Origin of the sequence: Pseudomonas sp. 8BK, from assembly GCF_902506475.1 — a bacterium.
Lineage (GTDB): Bacteria > Pseudomonadota > Gammaproteobacteria > Pseudomonadales > Pseudomonadaceae > Aquipseudomonas > Aquipseudomonas anguilliseptica.
The window spans coordinates 899994-919462 of sequence record NZ_LR733252.1 but is presented as its reverse complement, the minus strand read 5'-3'; the positions used below and the strand labels follow the sequence as shown (position 1 = coordinate 919462).

Annotated in this window: 18 protein-coding genes; 6 read left to right on the top strand and 12 right to left on the bottom strand. The window is 63.2% G+C overall.

Annotated features, from left to right (window positions below):
* The first annotated feature begins 14 nt into the window (after window positions 1-14).
* From ACIN8IBEIGE_RS04145 to ACIN8IBEIGE_RS04135, 3 genes are all read left to right on the top strand, one after another.
* Complete coding sequence (locus tag ACIN8IBEIGE_RS04145; protein ID WP_160013543.1) at window positions 15-2135, top strand: hypothetical protein; 2121 nt, start codon at window positions 15-17, stop codon at window positions 2133-2135.
* Window positions 2136-2210: 75 nt separating this feature from the next.
* Window positions 2211-2510, top strand: coding sequence for a hypothetical protein (locus ACIN8IBEIGE_RS04140; protein ID WP_090382794.1), 300 nt, complete (start codon window positions 2211-2213; stop codon window positions 2508-2510).
* 66 nt (window positions 2511-2576) lie between these two features.
* Window positions 2577-5366 carry a hypothetical protein gene (locus tag ACIN8IBEIGE_RS04135; RefSeq protein ID WP_160013542.1) on the top strand — a complete coding sequence of 930 codons (2790 nt, stop codon included), beginning with the start codon at window positions 2577-2579 and terminating at the stop codon, window positions 5364-5366.
* 7 nt (window positions 5367-5373) lie between these two features.
* On the opposite strand, the gene ACIN8IBEIGE_RS04130 is transcribed toward ACIN8IBEIGE_RS04135, so the two are convergent.
* From ACIN8IBEIGE_RS04130 to ACIN8IBEIGE_RS04090, 9 genes are all read right to left on the bottom strand, one after another.
* Window positions 5374-6225 carry a CAP domain-containing protein gene (locus tag ACIN8IBEIGE_RS04130; protein WP_160013541.1) on the bottom strand — a complete coding sequence of 284 codons (852 nt, stop codon included), beginning with the start codon at window positions 6223-6225 and terminating at the stop codon, window positions 5374-5376.
* 140 nt (window positions 6226-6365) lie between these two features.
* Window positions 6366-6836, bottom strand: coding sequence for a hypothetical protein (locus ACIN8IBEIGE_RS04125; protein WP_160013540.1), 471 nt, complete (start codon window positions 6834-6836; stop codon window positions 6366-6368).
* Window positions 6837-7091: 255 nt separating this feature from the next.
* Window positions 7092-7505 carry an HPF/RaiA family ribosome-associated protein gene (locus tag ACIN8IBEIGE_RS04120; protein ID WP_090375279.1) on the bottom strand — a complete coding sequence of 138 codons (414 nt, stop codon included), beginning with the start codon at window positions 7503-7505 and terminating at the stop codon, window positions 7092-7094.
* 172 nt (window positions 7506-7677) lie between these two features.
* Window positions 7678-8106, bottom strand: coding sequence for a nuclear transport factor 2 family protein (locus tag ACIN8IBEIGE_RS04115; protein WP_160013539.1), 429 nt, complete (start codon window positions 8104-8106; stop codon window positions 7678-7680).
* Between the two features lie 17 nt (window positions 8107-8123).
* Window positions 8124-8909, bottom strand: coding sequence for a DUF899 domain-containing protein (locus ACIN8IBEIGE_RS04110; protein WP_160013538.1), 786 nt, complete (start codon window positions 8907-8909; stop codon window positions 8124-8126).
* A gap of 48 nt (window positions 8910-8957) precedes the next feature.
* Entirely contained in the window at window positions 8958-9302 is a 345-nt protein-coding gene (locus ACIN8IBEIGE_RS04105) for a YciI family protein (protein ID WP_160013537.1), read from the bottom strand.
* A 134-nt stretch (window positions 9303-9436) separates the two neighbouring features.
* Complete coding sequence (locus tag ACIN8IBEIGE_RS04100; protein WP_160013536.1) at window positions 9437-10666, bottom strand: RNA polymerase sigma factor; 1230 nt, start codon at window positions 10664-10666, stop codon at window positions 9437-9439.
* A gap of 159 nt (window positions 10667-10825) precedes the next feature.
* Window positions 10826-11587, bottom strand: coding sequence for an ABC transporter permease (locus ACIN8IBEIGE_RS04095; protein WP_160013535.1), 762 nt, complete (start codon window positions 11585-11587; stop codon window positions 10826-10828).
* Window positions 11584-12513: an ABC transporter ATP-binding protein gene (locus tag ACIN8IBEIGE_RS04090; protein ID WP_160013534.1), complete on the bottom strand. Its 930-nt coding sequence runs from the start codon at window positions 12511-12513 to the stop codon at window positions 11584-11586. Before ACIN8IBEIGE_RS04090 ends, ACIN8IBEIGE_RS04095 begins: the two co-directional genes overlap by 4 nt.
* A gap of 160 nt (window positions 12514-12673) precedes the next feature.
* Here ACIN8IBEIGE_RS04090 and ACIN8IBEIGE_RS04085 point away from each other — a divergent pair, with 160 nt between their 5' ends.
* Complete coding sequence (locus ACIN8IBEIGE_RS04085; protein ID WP_160013533.1) at window positions 12674-12973, top strand: I78 family peptidase inhibitor; 300 nt, start codon at window positions 12674-12676, stop codon at window positions 12971-12973.
* Window positions 12974-13014: 41 nt separating this feature from the next.
* Here ACIN8IBEIGE_RS04085 and ACIN8IBEIGE_RS04080 read toward each other — a convergent pair whose 3' ends face one another.
* Window positions 13015-14841, bottom strand: a complete 1827-nt coding sequence (locus ACIN8IBEIGE_RS04080; protein WP_160013532.1) for a long-chain-acyl-CoA synthetase — start codon at window positions 14839-14841, stop codon at window positions 13015-13017.
* A 158-nt stretch (window positions 14842-14999) separates the two neighbouring features.
* Between ACIN8IBEIGE_RS04080 and ACIN8IBEIGE_RS04075 the strand changes: the two genes are divergently transcribed.
* Together ACIN8IBEIGE_RS04075 and ACIN8IBEIGE_RS04070 are read left to right on the top strand one after the other, a co-directional pair.
* Window positions 15000-16067 (top strand): AraC family transcriptional regulator, encoded by a 1068-nt coding sequence (locus ACIN8IBEIGE_RS04075; protein WP_160013531.1) that lies wholly within the window; start codon window positions 15000-15002, stop codon window positions 16065-16067.
* 21 nt (window positions 16068-16088) lie between these two features.
* A complete protein-coding gene (locus ACIN8IBEIGE_RS04070; protein WP_160013530.1) occupies window positions 16089-17627 on the top strand; it encodes a sigma-54-dependent transcriptional regulator in 1539 nt (512 codons plus the stop codon).
* Between the two features lie 9 nt (window positions 17628-17636).
* On the opposite strand, the gene ACIN8IBEIGE_RS04065 is transcribed toward ACIN8IBEIGE_RS04070, so the two are convergent.
* Window positions 17637-18404, bottom strand: coding sequence for a crotonase/enoyl-CoA hydratase family protein (locus ACIN8IBEIGE_RS04065; RefSeq protein ID WP_160013529.1), 768 nt, complete (start codon window positions 18402-18404; stop codon window positions 17637-17639).
* Between the two features lie 108 nt (window positions 18405-18512).
* A complete protein-coding gene (locus ACIN8IBEIGE_RS04060; RefSeq protein WP_160013528.1) occupies window positions 18513-19424 on the bottom strand; it encodes an SDR family oxidoreductase in 912 nt (303 codons plus the stop codon).
* Between the last annotated feature and the right edge of the window lie 45 nt (window positions 19425-19469).

Here is a 19469-nt window from a genome sequence, read left to right as displayed (position 1 = left end):
AGGAGTGTTCAGCAATGTCGCATCTGCCTGAAAGTTCGAAAATCCCGCCCATGCCCGACCTGCTTCCGCCCAGCGCAGAAGATGGCCCCGGCCTTAGCAACGCCAACATCAATAACGCCAATCTGGCGATCAACCCCAACCTGCAGCTGCAGCCCGGACAGATTGTCTTCCCGCAGTTGCGCAGCCTGCGGGCTGGCTGCTGGCTGCTCAACTACAAGCCCAGTGGTGCGCCACTGGTATCGTATGACGGCACGCTACGGGTCGAGTCGCACAGCGAGGGCCGCACGGCCAGTGGCGATCTGTATCAGCGCCCGGTGATCTTCCTGCCACTGCCCATCACCTCGCCTATCCCGCTGCAAAACACCCTCAAGCCCAATGTCAGCCTGACACCAAGGCCCATTCTGCTGGCGGGGCCAAATCCGGCGTCGGGCATCCCGATTCTGCCGCGCTCGCGCTACCGCTATTACGTGCGAGTGACGACCTTGCCGGAGTATTTCTATCTGGGTAACAGCTTCAGCCTGGGCTTCCAGCTGTATCGCTTCACCGCGCCCAATAGCTGGGTGCTGGAAAGCACGCTGACTGCGCAGATGGTGCGCATGACCGGGCCAGCGGGCTTTCCGTCACCGTCGGACTATGCCGAGGGCGATGTGAAAAACGCCGCCAATGTGGTGGTCGGTCGCCTGACCATGGGCTGGCTATCCACCTACCTGCGTCGCTGCACGGTGGAGATCGACACCGTCAACGGTTCCGAGCGGCCCACCAACAGCGGCATCGGCCATACCTGGACCAGCCTGATGGACGCGGTGGGCTGGCAAACCACGGTGCACCTCAGCGACACCAATGTCGCCGAGCCCAGCGGCAACTCCTGGTCCAATGCGGAAATGCACGCGGCCATGCTGGCGCGGCGCGCGGTGATCAACCTCGACAGCGAGTGGCGTTATCACGTGCTGGCGGTGAAGAACATCGACTCCACGCCTCGCGGAATCATGTACGACAACGGCGGCACCGACTCCAACAACGTGCCACGCGAGGGGGTGGGAATTGCCTCGCACTGGACCATTTCCGCCGGCTGGGGCACGGTCAGCGGTCAGCGCTTTGGCACGGCGGCGGCGCCCTACTTCCGCACGGCGGTCCATGAGCTGGGACATGCCATGGGCCTTTACCACAACTCGGCGGACTTCGGCTTTATGTGCACCAGCGATGTGATCGCGGCTGCCGGTACGCCTGCCACGCCGTTCCCGAGCAATATCCAGTGGTCCTTCCACCCGGATAACCTCAAGCAGCTGCGTCACTACCCTGACCCCTTCGTGCGTCCAGGTTCGGTCGCTTTCGGCGGTGCCTCCACCGCTACCCCGAGCATCTCGCCGACGGATCTGGAAGCCGACGTGCTGGGTCTGGATCTGAAGATCACTCCGCTGCTCAGCGAACTGCCGTTGGGAGCACCGGTGCGCATCGGCGTCACCCTGCGCAACCATGGCGATCAACCGCTCCTGGTGCCAGCAAGCCTGAGCCTGAAAAGCGAGAGCGTCAGCGGCAGCGTGACCGACCCATCGGGCAACGTGCGGACCTTCCGCACCATCATCCACTGCATCGAAGACTCGCCGTTCAAGGTGCTTGAACCCGGCGAGCAGATCGAGGAGTCGATGACCCTGATGCGCGGCGCCGAAGGTGCGTTGTTCGGTGTATCGGGCATCCATCAGGTGCAGGTCGAGGTGCATTGGGAAGTCGACGGCATGCTTGCCCATCTGGCGGACAGCGCCAGTGTGATGGTCACCGCTGCCGTCGACGCCAATCACGCGGAAGCCGCGCACAAGGTGCTCAGCACCCCGGACGCCCATCTGGTGCTGGCCATTGGTGGTGATCACCTGACTGACGGCATCGCGGCGATCCAGGCGGCGTTGGACTCTCCGGTACTCAAACCGCACTTTGCCGCCATCGAGACCAAGCGCCTGGCCAGTCGTTTTATGAAGCGCAAACCAGACGCCAAAGCGGCTACGGCGCTGCTCGATTACGACACGGTGATGAGCGGCAGCGAGCATGACAAGCTCGAACGTTTGCTCGGCGACGCAGGCGGCAGTTTGCCGAAGACCAGCAAGGCCAAGGCCAAGCCAGTCCGGCTGACCAGCGCCAAATAGTGCACACGCAGTAAACCGGAATGCGCGGGGCCCATGCCCTGCGCACTCCTAAGCAGCACAAGCAGGAGAATCAGAATGGACTTGCATGAGGCACAACTGCCAGGCAACTGGCACAAGAACAGTCAGGAACAATGCGCCGCCGGGTATGCCGCGCACCTGCATCTGCAGAGCAATGGACTGTATGTCGGCAGCAGCGAGCCCGCCGGCAGCTTCACCTGGTGGGACCAGGGCACCTGGGCGCTGCAGGGCCCCGGCAAGCTGGCCATTTCTACCGCCAACGACGAAGTCGTCACCTACACCTACAGCCTCAGTGACGGCACCCTGACCTTTACCGACCCTGCGGGCTGCCGGTTCAGCTATCGCCGGGCGCCCTGAACGGAGCATGCCGTGCAGAGGCACGGCCCCTGGCAAGAGCCTTTTACGCATCGCCAAGGAGGCACCATGTCTGGCTCAATTGTTCCTCCCACAGTGTTTTTCGACCTGGGCGACACCCTGACGTTTACCGGCCCCGGCGGCGTACGAATGCGTTATGCCGACTGCCTGGATTGTCTACAAGTGCTCAAGGCACGTGGCTATCGCCTCGGTCTGCTATCCAATCAGGCAGCCGGCACCAGCGTGGCCACTGTGCTGGCAACGCTCACCTCACTGCATCTGGCCCGCTATATCGAGCCGGCGCTGATCACCCTGTCCAGCGAACTGCCGGGCAACCTCGGCAAGCCGGCACAGGCGATCTTCGACCTGGCGCTGAGCAAGGCGCAGCACAGCGCGGCCAGTGAACGGGCGATCTTTATTACCGAGAACCTGGCCCATGTACAGGCAGCCCGCAGCTATGGCTGGCGCGCCATTCTCAAGCGCAACAGCGGCAGCTGCGTGGCCAGCGAAGGCGAATGCGTCAGCGGTCTGGCCGCTTTGCTAAGCAAACTACCGCCACTGGCTGCGCCAAACAGCAGCCTGGCCCTGGCACCGCCGCCCAAGTTGGTCGATGGTCTGTGGGCAGTGCCTATGGATATCGTGCGGATCGACGCCAGCCTGCTGTTCGATGCCGCCACCCAGCAGATCAGCGGCGACGCCACCCTGGCGTTTCGCCTCGGCAAACACGCTGGCTGCCCGATCTTCGACCTGCGCCAGAGCGTCACCGGCGTGTGGCTGGATGGCGTGGTGGTTGCGCCAGCCGATGTTGCCAGCCATGACTTCGGCGGTGGCGCCAATGCCAATCTGCGCGTGCTCAACCGGGTGCTGGATGCAGGTAGCAGCCACAGCCTGCGCCTGACCTATGCGGTCGGTGTGCCACAGGCCTCGATGACCGGTTCCTATCTGCCGCAGATCGTCTGGAGCGCGGGCCCGCGACTGGCATTCAACTTCGGTTTTACCGACCTGGGCGCGGGGCGTTATCTGGAAGCCTTTGTGCCGGCCAACCTGATTCATGATCAGTTCGAACTAAGCCTGCAACTGCGCCTCACAGGTACCGCCGTGGCGCATACACCGATCAGCAATGGCACCCTCAACGTGCTGGGCACCAACCACTGGCGCATCGACTTTCCCGCGCGTTTCAGCGCCCTGTCGCCACTGCTGGAGCTGCGTGCCAGCGACAGCCTGCAGAGCACCACGGTGAATACCGTGCTACCGGTATCCGGCAGTAATGTCGCGATCACCACCTGGAAGCTCACCAGCAACCCCGCCAATCTGCTTAACCAGGCCAATGCCATCGCCGGCTTTCTCGCTGACAACGAAAACAGCTCCGGGCGCTATATCCACGGCAACCGCTTTACCGCCTTTATCCATCAGGGCGGCATGGAATACGACGGCGGTACCACCACCAGCACCGGCCCACTACGCCACGAAACCTTTCACAGCTGGTGGGCGCGCGGGCTGAAGCCGGCCAGCCAGGCCGACGCCTGGTTCGATGAAGCCTGGACCACCTACCACGACAACGGCGCGGCGGGCGTGCAACCGTTCAACTTCGCCGAAGCGGCACTGGCGTTGTGCCCGCGCAACCCATGGGTGCGGGTTACCCACGGTTCCTCCTACGGGGCTGGCGAACGCTTCTGGAAAGGCATGGCTGGCTTGCTCGGTGCCGCCCCGCTGGGTGACCTGATGCGCAGCTTCTACCTGGCGCGTTACCCGCAGCCGGTCAAAACCGAAGAGCTGGAGTGCTTTCTACTGGCCCGGGGCGGCAATCCAACCTGCGTGGATGCCTTCCACCGCTTCGTCTACGGCCTGCCCGATCCGACGCCACTGCCAGATGTCTGGCTGCGCGACGATGCCGCCGATCCCGGCGCCAACAACTGGAGCGGACGCTTTTGGGATTCACCGGATCTGTGGATTCGCAACCGCGATGACGATGGCCTGGAACATCAGAACCTCGAGTTCGGTCAGGACAACTGGATTCACGCCCGCGTGCGCAACCGCAGCGCCACGGCCAGCGCACGGCATCTGCTGGTGAGTTTCAATATCAAGCAGTACGCCGGTAGCCAGTTCGTCTATCCAGCCGATTTCCTCCCGGCAGTCACGGCAGCCGCGGATTTCGATCTGGGCCCCGGCGAGACGCGCATCGTCAAGGCGCGCCTGCCACGCAGTGCAATACCGCCGGTGGGCAGCCACCCTTGCCTGCTGGCCGCGCTGTTCAGCCGTTTCGATCATCCACTAGCCGGGCGCCATGTGTGGCAGCAGAACAACCTGGCGCAGAAGAACCTCAGCGTGATCGATCTGGCCCCCAACCTGTGGATTGTGTTGCCCTTTATGGCCACCAGCCTGCGCGCCCGGCAGACACGCAGTGTGCTATTCGAACTGCTGCGCCCCAAGGGGCTGGAAACGCTACAAGCCAGCCTGCTGCTGGATAAACGCGCGCTGGCGCCCACGCTCAAGACCAGTGCCCTGCGTTTGCCAGAACTGGCAGACAAATCAATTGCCAAAGCAAAACCTACGGCTGATAACGCACTGGATTGCGCCAGCCACGCCTGTGCGGCAATGCCAAGCACCGATCAGCTATTGACCAGCAAGACCCCGGAGCGACTCGCCGAGACGTTTCCTAACGCACTGGAGCTGAAATTTGCCAAGGGTAAACAGGCGCAGCTGCCAATCGTGCTACGCCCGCTGGAGTCGCAACGACTGGGGCTGCGCGTCACGGTGCCGGCAGACGCCAGGCGCGGCAGCAGCTTTACCCTCGACTTGGTGCAGCGGGAGAACGGCAAGATAGTCGGCGGCGTGGCGCTGCGCATCAATGTGCGCTGAGCCCGGGTTACGGCGCACCAAACAGCGCCGTCCAGTAGATCCCCGCGTCGCTCTTCGGATCGTTGGCGTAGGCGGCGCCCAGTTCGCTGAATTGCGGGTTCATCAGGTTGGCGCAGTGGCCGGGGCTGGCCAGCCAGCCGGCGAGCACTTTGCTCGCGGTGTCCAGGCCGGCGGCGATGTTTTCACCGACGCGCTGGCCGCTGTAGCCGGCCAGCTCCGCACGGTCGCCGGGGGTGCGGCCGTCAGGGTCCTGGTGATCGAAGAAGTTGCCGTTGGCCATGGCCCGGCTGTGGGCTTCGGCGGTGCTGCCCAGGGTGGCATTCCACACCAGCGGCGCGGCGGCGGCAAAGGCCTGGCTGCCGCACTGACGTGCAGTACTGCGCGCACTGTTGAGCTGCTCAAGCAGCTTCTGCCCTTCCGCCTGCCAGTCGCCCAGGCGTGCCGCCAACAGCGGCCGGGCCAGCAGAATGCGCCACTCACGCCCCTGCTGATTAACGCCGATATCGACAAACTGCGGATCGAGCACGATCTTGCAGAAGCTCTCCTGCAGCACTTTCAGCGCCGCCGCCGCATCACGTGGGCCAGACAGGCTGATAGCCTGCACGTTGACCATCGGATAGCCCGCCGCACTCATCGCCTGCTGCAAGTCCCCCGAGCGCCCCACCGGCTGCACCAGACGCGGATCGGCCGTCAGCGGCGGCAGCTCGGCGGAAGCCTGATCGCCACAGCGCTGCACTTCGCTGCGGTAGCTGTTGATCAACCCGACTAGCTGCGCATCCTCGGCGGCCTGCGCACCCGCAGTGCACAACAGCCCCAACCCCAGAACGGCGAACGCCCGAACAAATTCCTTGCTAGCCATAAATCCCCTCGACCTGAGCATGCCTATGCGGTGTGCCCACAACTGTGTTCGGGTGATCTTGGCGTACCTCGCGCGCTGAAACCAGCCCAATGCGCAGGCAGCGCAGCAGGGCCGACGCGCAGCAGATCCGAGACGGCTTCTTAGACGTAGATGCTGACGCCGCCCCTGGCCTGCAACCAGTCGCGGTAGGTGGTCAGCGAGTCGGTCTGCTGGTCGCCGTTGTAGCCAACAAAGCTGTCGGTCTTGTCCAGGCCGGCATCGACCAACTTATTGATCTGCGCCAGCAGCTTGGCGGCGTCCTCGCGGTCCAGTTCGGCGACATCCGGCAGGGCAATTTTCGAGGTCTCGCTCTCAGGCTCGGCCACCGGGCGAAAGCGATCACTGGCAATCGCGTTGCTCGCGCCGCTGCTCTCGGCGTGCATCGCACGCAGCAGGCCACCACGGCTGTTGGCCACCATACCACTGGCAAAGCGACGAATCTCCGCAAGCGGGTCTGGCGCGCTGGTACTCGGTTTATCCGTACTGCTACCACTGCCGGCAGCAGCGGTGCTGGGTTTGACGGTGTTGGCAAAGTAGCTCGCCAGCGGCGAGTTGTTGGAAATACTGGTCATGGCGAATCCCTGCATAGGTCAGCTGGCAGGCATTTCTGCAGAATATGGGCCAACCACCTGCAGGCCAGTAAATATGCGGCTTACCACCCATTCCGTCATACGCGAGGAGGCAGCGCGTTGCCGCTCCGGGCCGGCTATTGCCGCCGCAGGCATACAGCCTGGCCCCTGAAACGACAGCGCCCCCGCAGAAAACTACGGGGGCGCATGTAGTGGGTCGATAAGCAGCCAGTCTGGCCGGCTGCCCTTGGCGTTTATTTAGACGGCGCGCAGACGTTCCTCGGCGAGGAAGTCCTCTTGCAACAGAGCGTCCCGACCAGGGATATCGTTCGCCTCGTCGGCGTGCAGTGGCGTGACGCGCTTGCTGCGCAGCTTGCCGAATTGATGCTCAAGGGCGTGGTGCAGTTTTTCGATGGAGCCGTCGATGGCCTGCTCCAGTGACTCGGCCTTGTGGGTGACGGAAATAGGTTGCAGGCCCTTTGGCCGCGCTTCGATCTGGCAGCGCTTGTCGTGCGCGCCGGCTTTGGCGCCGTTGTCGTCATGCAGATGGACAACGATGCGGGTCAACTCGTCATCGAAGCGCTCCAGCTTGCTGGCAACACTGGCACTCACCCACTCAACCAGACGAGCACTGCCTTCGATGTGGTTATCGCTGTGAACTTGGATTTGCATAAAGCTTTCCTTCTTCAACTGTTCGCGAAAGCGTCGCCTACCAAGGCGACAACTCCAGCCTACGCCACTACGCCCCCCTTTAGGCAAGCACTAAGACGTTGGTCGTAGCCACAAATCTGCAACGCGCCCTCCTGCAATTCGCTACACCCCTTGTGCCCCGTGAGTTGCAAGGCTAGGGCTGCAAATCAAACAAAACTTTTCCGCTTTCCATATCGCACGGCATGGAGAAATGCTCGTGGCCGATCAGCCATTGCCCGCCCTGCCGGCGGAAACACTGGCTGACGCGCATCCAGCTGCTGTGCATTTCGCCCTTGTCATCGCTGCCGCCACAGTGGAACAGGTAGTGCACCACGGCCAACTCATCACTGAGCAGAAAGCTCGGCTTATGGATCTCGAACAAGCCCGGGCCGGGACACATTTCCATGCAGGCCTGCCAATGCGCCTGATAGGCCGCGCGGCCCTGAAACCGCAGCGGGCCGATGGCGTCGTAGGCCACTACATCCTCGGCGTAATGGCTCATGATACTGCTGACATCCTTGCTGCGGCAGGCCGCGGCCCAGGAGTCCAGTTGCTGTTGAATCTGCGCTTGGGCGTTGCTCATGGTTGTGCTCCTTGTGCTTATTTCTGGGTCGAGGCGCAGCAGGCATGCGCCGCTGCCGGTTGCAGATATTCGTCGTGCAGGCGGGTCCAGTGCATGCCCTTGCCCTCTAGATCGGGCATACCGTCCCAGCCTTCACCGCGACCGAAGGGCGTGAGGTCGAGGTAGTGAAAGCTGCTCATCAACATTTCCAGACCACGGCCATAACTGGAGTAGCAGTGATAGACCTGCGCGCCATCACGCAGAAATACGCTGACGCCAGGCTGCTCGCCCTGCACGTGATAATTCAGGCCCAGGCGCTCCAACTCAGCCTTGTCACGGTAGTTGTACTCGACCGGAGCGATCTGCTCGTCAGTCGTGGCGTGGTAGTCGTAGTTGAACGCGCTACCCAGCGAGGAATACCAGGGCAGGCTCCAACCCATGCGCCGCTGAAACGCCTGCAGATCGGCCAATGGCGCGCGGGAAACCAGCACCAGGGTGGTGTCGCGGGCATGCAGATGAGCCTGGTGGCCGACATTGTCGACCAGGCAGGAACAACCGTCGCAGCCCTCGCCGCGCTCCATGTGGTACATGAAGTGGTAGACGATCAGCTGACTGCGCCCGGCGAACAGATCGGCCAAACCCAGCTCACCCTCCAGCCCCTGAAAACGGTAATCGGCCTCGACCTTGACCATCGGCAGCTGGCGGCGCTCGGCGTTGAGCGCATCGCGCTGCTGGGTCAGCGCCTTTTCTTTGGCCAGCAAAGCCTTGCGGGCAAGCAGCCACTGCTCACGGCTGGCAATCTTGGGGTATTCAGGACGACTCATGGGCAGTGCTCCTTTTCCGTTGTTTTACCAACTCGGGCAGCGTGCGTTCTAGACCTGCAGCTCGCGTACCGGGCGGACCTCCACACAACCGACACGCGCCGCCGGAATATGCCCGGCCAACTGGATCGCTTCATTCAGGTCGCGGGCTTCCACCAGATAGAAGCCCGCCAACTGCTCCTTGGTTTCGGCAAACGGGCCGTCGATGATCGACAGCTTGCCGCCACGCATGCGCACCGTGGTGGCAGTCTGCACCGACTCCAACGCTTCGGCGGCGAGCATGCGGCCGCTTTCTGCTACCGACTCGGCATAGGCGAAACACTCCTCGTCACGCGGGCTGTCGGGTGAGTTATGCAGTTCATGCTCGTTGCTGTAGACCAGGCACAGGTATTTCATGACGTTCTCCGGTGGTGTGGCGCGGTTACTGACTAATCGAATGGTGCGACGCTGAATCGACAGCGCCGTAGAAAATATTTTCAGGCCCGACCAACGGTAGCCAAGCTGCGCTTATACGCCAGGCGGATGGCGACTTAGCCGGTCGGCAACTCGTCCAGGCGCATCTGCAGAAACTGCCGATCCGCGCCCTGCTGCGCCAGTTGCAATGCCCGCAGATAGGCCTCACGGGCAGGCGCCACGCGGCCCAGACGACGATTGAGGTCGGCGCGGGCAGCATGGGCCAGGTGGTAATCGGCCAGTTCGCCGCTGACCAGCAATGTGTCGACCAGCGCCAGACCGGCCTCCGGCCCGTGCTGCATGGCCACCGCCACGGCGCGATTAAGCGCGATTACCGGCGACGGATTCAGGCGCAGCAAAGCATCGTAGAGCCCGACGATCTGCGCCCAGTCGGTCTGCTCGGCGCTGGCGGCCTCGGCATGTACGGCGGCAATCGCCGCTTGCAGGGTGTAGGCGCCGAAGCGCCGCGAATGCAGGGCCTGCAGCACCAGGGTGTCGCCTTCGGCGATCAATGCGCGGTCCCACTGGCGACGGTCCTGCGCCTCCAGCAGCACCACTTCACCGCTGGCCGAGCTGCGCGCACTGCGCCGCGACTCGTGCAGCAGCATCAGCGCCAGCAGGCCCTGCACTTCCGGCTCGGGCAACAGCTCCAGCAGCAGGCGCGCCAGACGGATGGCTTCATCGGACAGGTGCGCGCGGGTCAGCGAATCGCCGGAGCTGGCGAAATAGCCTTCGTTGAACACTAGGTAGATCACCCGCAGCACGGCGTCCAGGCGCTCGGGCAGCTCGCTGCGTCCGGGCACTTCATAGGGAATGCGCGCATCGCGAATCTTCGCCTTGGCGCGCACGATGCGCTGCGCCAGGGTGGCAGGCGTGGTGAGGAAAGCGCGGGCAATTTCCTCGGTGCCCAGGTCACAGACTTCACGCAGGGTCAGGGCCACCTGGGCATCGCTGGCCAGCGCCGGGTGACAACAGGTGAAGATCAGGCGCAGGCGGTCGTCTTCAAGCAACTCGCCTTCGTCCAACGGCGCGTCATCGGCCAACTCAAGGTGGTCATCCAGCGGCTGGAAACGCCGCTGCCGGCGCAGGTTGTCGATGGCCTTGAAGCGCCCCGCCGATACCAGCCAGGCGCGCGGATTGGCCGGCACACCGCTCTGCGGCCACTGCTCCATGGCCGCGCGAAAGGCTTCGTGCAGCCCCTCTTCGGCCAGATCGAAGTCACCCAGCAGGCGGATCAGAGTGGCCAGCACGCGGCGCGACTCATCGAGGTAGAGCTGCGCCAACTGGGCCTGCCAAGCCGTATCCATCACGCCTCCCGCTAACCGAGTTATGTAGGGTGGATGATGCTGTGTTCATCCAACATCGCGGTTGGTGGATGGGTCAATCGTCGGCTACGCGCCCCGATCCACCCTACGAAGTTGTAGGCCTTACGAGTAAACATAGGTTCTACCGCACTCAACTATCCGTCAGCTTTTCAAGCGATAACCGGTTTTGAAGATAAAACCCACGGCCAAAATGCACAGCAGCAGAAAGCCGAGAATCATCGCCAGACTGAACACCACGTTAACGTCGGAAACACCGTAGAAACTCCAGCGAAATGCACTGATCAGGTACACCACCGGGTTGAACAAGGTCACCGTCTGCCACACCGGCGGCAGCATGCTGATCGAGTAAAAGCTGCCACCGAGGAACGTCAGCGGCGTGACGATCAGCGCTGGCACCACCTGCAACTTCTCCCAGCCATCGGCCCACACGCCGATGATGAAACCAAACAGGCTGAAGGTCAGCGCGGTCAGCACCAGAAACGCCAGCATCCACAGCGGATGGAGAATCTCGAAGTCCACGAACAGTCGCGCGGTAATCAGGATCACCAGACCGAGAATGATCGACTTGGTGGCTGCTGCGCCGACATAGCCAATGAGGATTTCCAGATAGGACACCGGTGCTGACAGCAGCTCGTAGATGCTCCCCGAATACTTGGGCATGTAGATGCCGAACGAGGCGTTGGAAATACTCTCGGTGAGCAGCGCCAGCATGATCAGCCCCGGCACGATAAACGCGCCATAACTGACGCCCTGCACCTGGGTCATGCTCGAACCGATGGCCGAACCGAACACCACGAAATACAGCGAGGTGCTGATCACCGGGGTGGCGATGCTTTGCAACAAGGTGCGCCAGGTGCGCGCCAGTTCGAACAGGTAGATGGCCTTGATGGCATAGAAATTCATGCACGTGTCCCTTTTACCAATTCGACAAAAATCTCTTCCAGTGAACTCTGGCTGGACTGCAAATCCTTGAAGTCGATGCCGTGCTGGGCCAGGTCCTTGAGCAGTTCGGCGATGCCGGTGTGCTCGCTCTGGGTATCGAAGGTAAACACCAGCGCGCGGCCCTCGTCGTTCAGCTCCAGCGGGTAACGCGCCAGCTCGGCGGGGATGCTCGCCAGGGGCTGTTGCAGCTGCAAAGTCAGCTGTTTCTTGCCGAGCTTGTGCATCAGCGCCTGCTTGTCTTCCACCAGAATGATCCGGCCCTTGCTGATCACCCCGATGCGGTCGGCCATTTCCTCGGCCTCTTCGATGTAGTGGGTGGTGAGGATGATGGTCACACCGCGCTCACGCAGACGCCGCACCATGTTCCACATATCGCGGCGCAGCTCGACATCGACGCCGGCGGTAGGCTCGTCGAGAAACAGAATCTGCGGCTCGTGGGAGAGCGCCTTGGCGATCATCACCCGGCGCTTCATGCCGCCGGACAGCTCGAAAATCTTCGCGTCGCGCTTTTCCCACAGCGACAGGTCCTTGAGCAGTTGCTCCAGATAGGCCGGATCAGGCTTCTTGCCGAACAGGCCACGGCTGAATTTCACCGTCGCCCAGACGGTTTCGAACACATCACTGACCAGCTCCTGGGGCACCAGGCCGATCTGTGAGCGCGAGGCGCGGTAGTCCTTGATGATGTCCTTGCCGCCCACCAGCACCCGCCCGCCGCCTGGGTTGACGATGCCGCAGATAATGCTGATCAGCGTGGTCTTGCCCGCGCCGTTGGGGCCGAGCAAGGCAAAGATTTCGCCGGGGCGAATATCCAGGTTGATGTCCTGCAGGGCCGGGTGGCCACTGGCGTAGGTCTTGCTCAGCTGTTGAATCGAGATCACCGCTTGCACAGAACCTCCTGCTCTGGGGAAAAGCGCAATTGTAGGGAAGTTGGCCGGACTTGCGGAAATGCTGATGCAGTAACCTGACTGATTGACCCGCCCGACGTTGAGCGACAACGGATGCGGCTGCTAGGCTGACCCGAGTTTTATGCAGACAAGGAAATCGATCATGGCTCTTCGTCACGCCCTCACCAGCCTCAGCCTGCTGACCCTGCTGGCCGGTTGCAGCTCACAGCCGCCCGCCCAGCAAGCCGCCGAAATCAACGGCGACTGCGATGTCGAGCAGGTTCACGGCGTACTCGGCCAGACCGCCAGCAGCGAGCTGATCGAGCAGGTGCAACAGCAGGCCAACGCCAAGACCCTGCGCGTGCTCGCCCCCGGCGACGCCGCGACCATGGATTACAACCCGCAGCGCCTGAACATCGATATCGATGAAAGCGAAGTGATCATCCGCCTGACCTGCGGTTAAACGCCCCTGACACGCGAAAGCGCGTGCCAGGGTATTGAGCCTCAGTATCGATAGTTACCGGCGGCGATGGCCATCTGTAACTCGCGGGTCAGCGGTACGTAGCGATCAGTACCTGGCAGCCAGGCATACAGCGGATCGCTGCAGCGGTCGAGGTCGTAGGCCTGCTCCTTTAACGGCGCTTTCTTGTGCTTGAAGGTGCCAGTGGTTTCCATTTCGGCACTCAAACGCAAGAACAGCGGCACGGCGTAGGCCGGCAGTTCCTGGCGCAAGTGCGTATGCAGGGCCTGGAAATCAAAATCCTCCGGCGCACAGGCCAGACGGATGCAGGCCATGCCGGCGCGGCCGTTGGTGTTGGCCACCTCGACACCATAGACCACGGTTTCGCTGACCCCTTCCACGCCATCCAGCACCGCTTCGACCTGAGTAGTGGAGACGTTTTCGCCCTTCCAGCGGAAGGTATCGCCCAGGCGATCGACAAACTGCGCGTGGCGAAAGCCCATGTCGCGCATCAGGTCGCCGGTGTTGAACCAGGCATCACCCGGCTCGAACACATCACGCAGGATGCAGCGCTCGGTGTCGCGCGCATTGGTGTAACCATGGAACGGCGACTTGTCGGTGATCTTGCCCAGCAGCAGGCCCGCCTCGCCCTTGGTCACCCTTTGCAGGTGGCCGTTCTCGCGCAGCGGTGCCTCACGCTCCTGATCGTAGCGGACGATGGCGTAGGGATAAGGCGAGAAGCCCACGGTGTTGTCGAGATTGAGCAGGTTGGTAAAACCGATGTTGCCCTCGCTGGAGGCATACAACTCGACCACCCGTTCGACCGCGAAGCGCTGCTTGAACGCCTGCCAGATGCTCGGGCGCAGGCCATTGCCGACCATCACGCGGATCGGGTTGGCGGCGTCGCTGGCGCGCGCTGGCTGGTCGAGCAGGTAGCGGCACAGCTCGCCGACATAGCCGAAGGCGGTCGCACGGTGCTGCTGCACTTCATCCCAGAAACGGCTGGCGCTGAACTTGCGCACCATGATCAATGCCGCCTGGCCGGCCAGTACCGAGCCCCAGCACACCACCATGGCGGTGCCGTGATAGAACGGCAGGCTGACGTACATGCGATCCTCGCGGCCTAGGCGTACAGCTGCGAAACCGAAGGCCCCGTAGCCCTTCATAAAACGCCCGTGGTTGAACACCACGGCTTTCGGTAGGCCGGTGGTGCCGGAGGTGTAGATATAGAAACAGGGATCGTCGGCACGTACTGGACGCTCCAGCAGCGGCGCATCAACGGGATAGTCCTGCAGCGCAGCGGCCGGGTGCTGCCAGCCTGCGGGCGCCTCGCCGGGGTCGCGCCAGGTTGGCCGGTCGGCAAAGTAGTGACAGGCATCGGCAGGCAGCGCCACCTCGGCGGCGATTTCCGTGAAGGCGTCTTGCAACTCTTCGCCCACCAGCACCATACGCGGCGTTGCCAGGCTGATGCTGTGGGCCAGCACGCGGCCGCGCTGGCTACTGTTGATCAACGCGCTGACCGCGCCGAGCTTGGCGCAGGCGACCACCCCGGCGAGCAGCTCGAAGCGGTTCTCGAACATCAGCGCCACGCTGTCGCCCTGGCGCAGGCCGTGAGCACGCAGGTAGTGCGCCAGCTGGTTGGCCCAGCGGTCGAACTCGGCGTAACTGAGTTGTTCGTCGCCCTGAATCAAGGCCACGCCGTTTGGATTGTCACGGGCCGCCGACTCGATACAACTGGCCAGGCTGACGGGGTAATCGCCACGGCTGCGGTTGCCAATATGCAGCCCCTTGACGATAGCGGGCAGGTCGACCAGCAGACGGGGCAAGCGTGACAGCAGGCGGGGCAAGGTGATCAGGTCAGCATGACTCATGGTGCAGGACTCCAGGCGGTGCGAAGCACTCGATGTTGTTTGCCGGTCAATCTAGTCGCTCGCTGCTGTGCGTTTAATAGCCAGAGGTTGCATCACTGTGGCAATTTGTCTCACCAGCGGCGCACAATCGAGCGACCCTGGTTGGAGAAGGACGCACCATGCCACTGGCCCACACACCTAGCGCAACCGCGTCACAGTTACTTGATCTGTACCTGTCACTGCAGGGCTTCGGCCTGGCCGGCCCGGATGATCTGGACGAATTGGGCGTCGAGCTGGAGCAGTTGAAAAACCTGGAGATGCGCGTCCCGGTGCGCTGGGCCTTGCAGCTCTGGCAACGCGCGGCCAGCCGTGGCGCGCGTGCGGAAATCGGCCTGCTGGTCGGCCAGCAGCGCGGCCTGCACACCCGCGGACCGGTTGCCCATCTGGCCGCGCAGAGCGCCACGCTGGGTGAGGCCATCGAACTGTTTCGCCGCTATATCCCGGTGATGAGTGAGGGCGAAAGCCTACGGGTTGAATCCTTTGCCGGGCGGGTGCGTATCCACTTTCTGTTCAATGCGCCGCTGCTCGGCTACCCCGTCGTCAGCGAGCACAGCCTCAGTTCTGCACTGTGCTGGGCGCGTCAGCTCACGGGGGTGCGCCTGGTGCCGCAGGCTGTGGGGTTTCGTCATGCGCCACTGGCGCCCCCAGCGATCTATCGCCAGGTGTTCGGGGTATCGCCACGTTTTGCCGAGGCCTTCGATTACCTCGACCTGCTGGAAAGTGATCTACAGCTCGCGGTGCTGGGGGCCAATGCCTATCTCAAGGACCTGATGCAGCAACGCGTGAGTGCCATGCAGGCCCAGCTGCCAACGCAGCGCAGCACCCGCTTGCAGGTGCTGCAGCTGATCGAGCAGAACCTGCTCAGCGGCGATCTGTCGGCAGACGGTGTAGCGCGGCACCTGGCCATCAGCCGGCAAACCCTGCACCGCCACCTGCGTGAAGAAGGCTGCTGCTTCTCTGAACTGTTGGCCCTGGTGCGCCGCCAACACGCGCTGCAGCGTCTGCAGCAGCCCGCTTGCCGGGTCGAGGCGCTGAGCCGCGAACTGGGCTTCAGCGAACCCAGTGCCTTCTACAAAGCCTTCAAAAGCTGGTTTGGCCTGTCGCCGAAAGCCTACCGACAACAGGCTACTGGCGACTCGACAGATTTAACTAAGGCAGACAGACCGGGCATACTGGCGCACCTGTAAACCAGTCGGCCGCCCGTTCCCATGCGTATTCACGTCACCTTTATCGACCGCGTTGGCATCACCCAGGAAGTGCTGGCGCTGCTCGGTGGGCGCAATCTCAACCTGGATGCGGTGGAGATGGTGCCGCCGAACGTGTATATCGACGCGCCGACCCTGAGCCCCGCAGTGCTCGACGAACTGCGCGAGGCGCTGTTCAAGGTGCACGGTGTGCAGGCGGTGACCATTGTCGACATCCTCCCCGGCCAGCGCCGCCACCTGCAGCTCGACGCCCTGCTTGCGGCGATGACCGATCCGGTACTGGCGGTCGACAGCCAGGGCCGCGTGCTGTTGGCCAACCCGGCGCTGATTGAGCTGTGTGGCCAGCAGCCCGAGGGTCTGGGCATTGGCGAGCTGTTCGCCGACAGCCAGCTGGAAGTGGAGCTGCTCGACCAGGGCTTTCGTCTGCCGATGCGTGAAGTCACCCTCAAGGGCCAGGCGTTGCTGCTGGATGCGCAACCCATTACCGAGGGCGTCGACGGTAGCGCCCGGCACCTGGCCGGTGGCCTGCTCAGCCTGTACGCACCGAGTCGCATCGGCGAACGCCTGGCGGCGCTGCACCACGATCACGCAGAGGGCTTTGATTCGTTGCTCGGTGACTCCGCGCCGATCCGCAGTCTGAAAACCCGTGCCCAGCGCGTCGCCACCCTCGATGCGCCGCTGCTGATCCAGGGCGAAACCGGCACCGGCAAAGAGCTGGTGGCGCGCGCCTGCCACGCCATCAGCACGCGGCGCACCGCGCCGTTTCTCGCGCTCAACTGTGCGGCATTGCCGGAGAACCTCGCCGAAAGCGAGCTGTTCGGCTACGCCCCTGGCGCCTTTACCGGCGCCCAGCGCGGCGGCAAGCCGGGGCTGCTGGAGCTGGCCAACCAGGGCACAGTGTTTCTCGATGAAATCGGCGAGATGTCGCCGTATCTCCAGGCCAAGCTGCTGCGCTTTCTCAGCGACGGCAGCTTTCGCCGGGTCGGCGGGCAGAGCGAGGTCAGGGTCAATGTGCGCATCCTCAGCGCCACCCACCGCAACCTGGAAAAGATGGTCAGCGAAGGTGCGTTCCGCGAAGACCTGTTCTATCGCCTCAACGTGCTCAACCTGGAAGTACCGCCGTTACGCGAGCGCGGCCAGGACATTCTGTTGCTGGCGCGACACTTTATGCAGCAGGCCTGCGCGCAGATCCAGCGCCTGCCCTGCCGCCTGACACCGGACACCTACCCGGCGCTGCTGGGCAACCGCTGGCCGGGCAATGTGCGTCAGTTGCAGAACGTGATCTTTCGCGCGGCGGCGATCTGCGAAAGCAATCTGGTGCAGATCGATGATCTGGATATCGCCGGCACCGCCGTAGCCGCGCAACAGGCCGACGGCGAAGTCAGCAGCCTGGAAGCCGCCGTGGCCGAGTTCGAAAAAGCCCTGCTGGAAAAGCTCTACCCCAGCCACCCCTCGACCCGACAACTGGCGACCCGCCTGCACACCTCGCACAGCGCAATCGCCATGCGCCTACGCAAATACGGGATTCCGGGTAAGCCGTAAACGCGTGACTCAGAAGGTGCCGTGCCGCCCCGTACCAGCCTTGAAGCGCTGTGCGCCGGCCTGGGTTTCACCGCTGGCGACCACCGCCATACCGCCGACAAACTCGCTGGCCATGGCCTGGGTAAACGGCAAATCCCACTGCGCATAAGCGCTGGCGCGATCAGCCAGCATGCAGCGTTGCGGGAAGCCGGCAATCTCCAGCGCCAACTGCTGGGCGGCAGCTAACGCACTGCCGGCGGCGACCACCCGGTTGACCAGGCCCATGCTCAGCGCTTCCTCGGCCAATACCGGGCGACCGGTGAGAATCAGGTCCAGCGCGCGGCCCTGGCCGATAATCCGTGGCAAACGTACGGTGCCGCCGTCGATCAAGGGCACGCCAAAACGCCGGCAAAACACCCCGAGCACCGCGTTATCGGCCATCACCCGCAAGTCGGCGAGCAGCGCCAACTCCAGGCCGCCAGCTACCGCATGGCCTTCGATGGCAGCAATCAGCGGTTTGCTCAGCTGCATGCGACTCGGCCCCATCGGCCCGTCACCCTCGGTTTCCAGGCGATTGGCACGCTCAGCGCCTGCGGCCACCGCACCCAGATCAGCGCCGGCGCAGAAGGTGCCGCCCGCCCCAGTCAACACCGCCACCCGCGCCTGCTCGTCGGATTCAAAAGCCCGCAATGCGCTGGCCAGCGCCTCGGCCGTGGGCCGATCAACCGCGTTGCGCACCTCGGTGCGGTTGATGGTCAGGGTGGTTACGGGGCCGTTCTTTTCGATGATGACGCGCATGTCCTGCTCCCTAAAAAGCCGAAGGCCGGCATTTAGCCGGCCTTCACCTTAAAGCCCTGTGCGGTGGAAATCAGCCTACTGACCGATCTCCCCGCCAGAGTGGCGCAATCAGAGGGCGAACTTCTGCAGGTTGGCCATCATCTCTTTCATCGCTTCGATATTGTCCTTCGGATGGGCGGCGCCCTCGAAGTCGCAGATCTGCGCGAAATTGGCCGCCACGTCTTCCGGGCTGAAGCCTTCACGCGGATCGAAACCGGCACCCAGGCTGCGCTCCCAGCGCACTTTGCCCATCCAGCCGCCGCCGACTTCGAACAGGCCGGAGGTTTCTTCGCAGGCATTGCTCGCCAGGTACACCACCAACGGGCTGACCAGCTCAGGCTTGAGCTGCTCGAACACCTGCGGCGGGATCAACCCTTCGGTCATGCGCGTGCCGCCGGTAGGGGCAATGGCGTTGACCAGGATGTTGTTCTTGCGCCCTTCGAGGGCCAGGGTGCGGGTCAGGCCGTACAGGCCGAGCTTGGCCATGCCGTAGTTGGACTGGCCGAAGTTGCCGTAAATACCCGAAGTGGACGCGGTGAAAATCACCCGGCCATAACCCTGCTCACGCATATGCGGCCAGGCGGCGCGGGTGACCTTGTAGGCACCCTCGACGTGCACCTTGTAAACCAGGTCCCAGTCGGCGTCTTCCATCTTGTGGAAGGTCTTGTCACGCAGGATGCCGGCGTTATTCACCACCACATCGATGCGGCCAAAGGTGTCCAGGGCGCACTGCACGATCTTCTCGCCATCTGTTACCGAGTCATGGTTGGCAACGGCGGTGCCGCCCGCAGCGCGGATTTCCTCGACCACCTTGTCCGCCGCCGAGGCATTGGCGCCTTCACCGTGGGTGCTGCCGCCCAGATCGTTGACCACCACCTTGGCGCCATGCTTTGCGAACAGCAGCGCATGGGCGCGGCCCAGGCCGCCGCCAGCCCCGGTGACGATTACAACCTGATCTTGAAAACGGATGGCGTCGCTCATGCAGCATTCCTCGGCAGATTAACAATGCCCTGAGTGTCCAGCAGA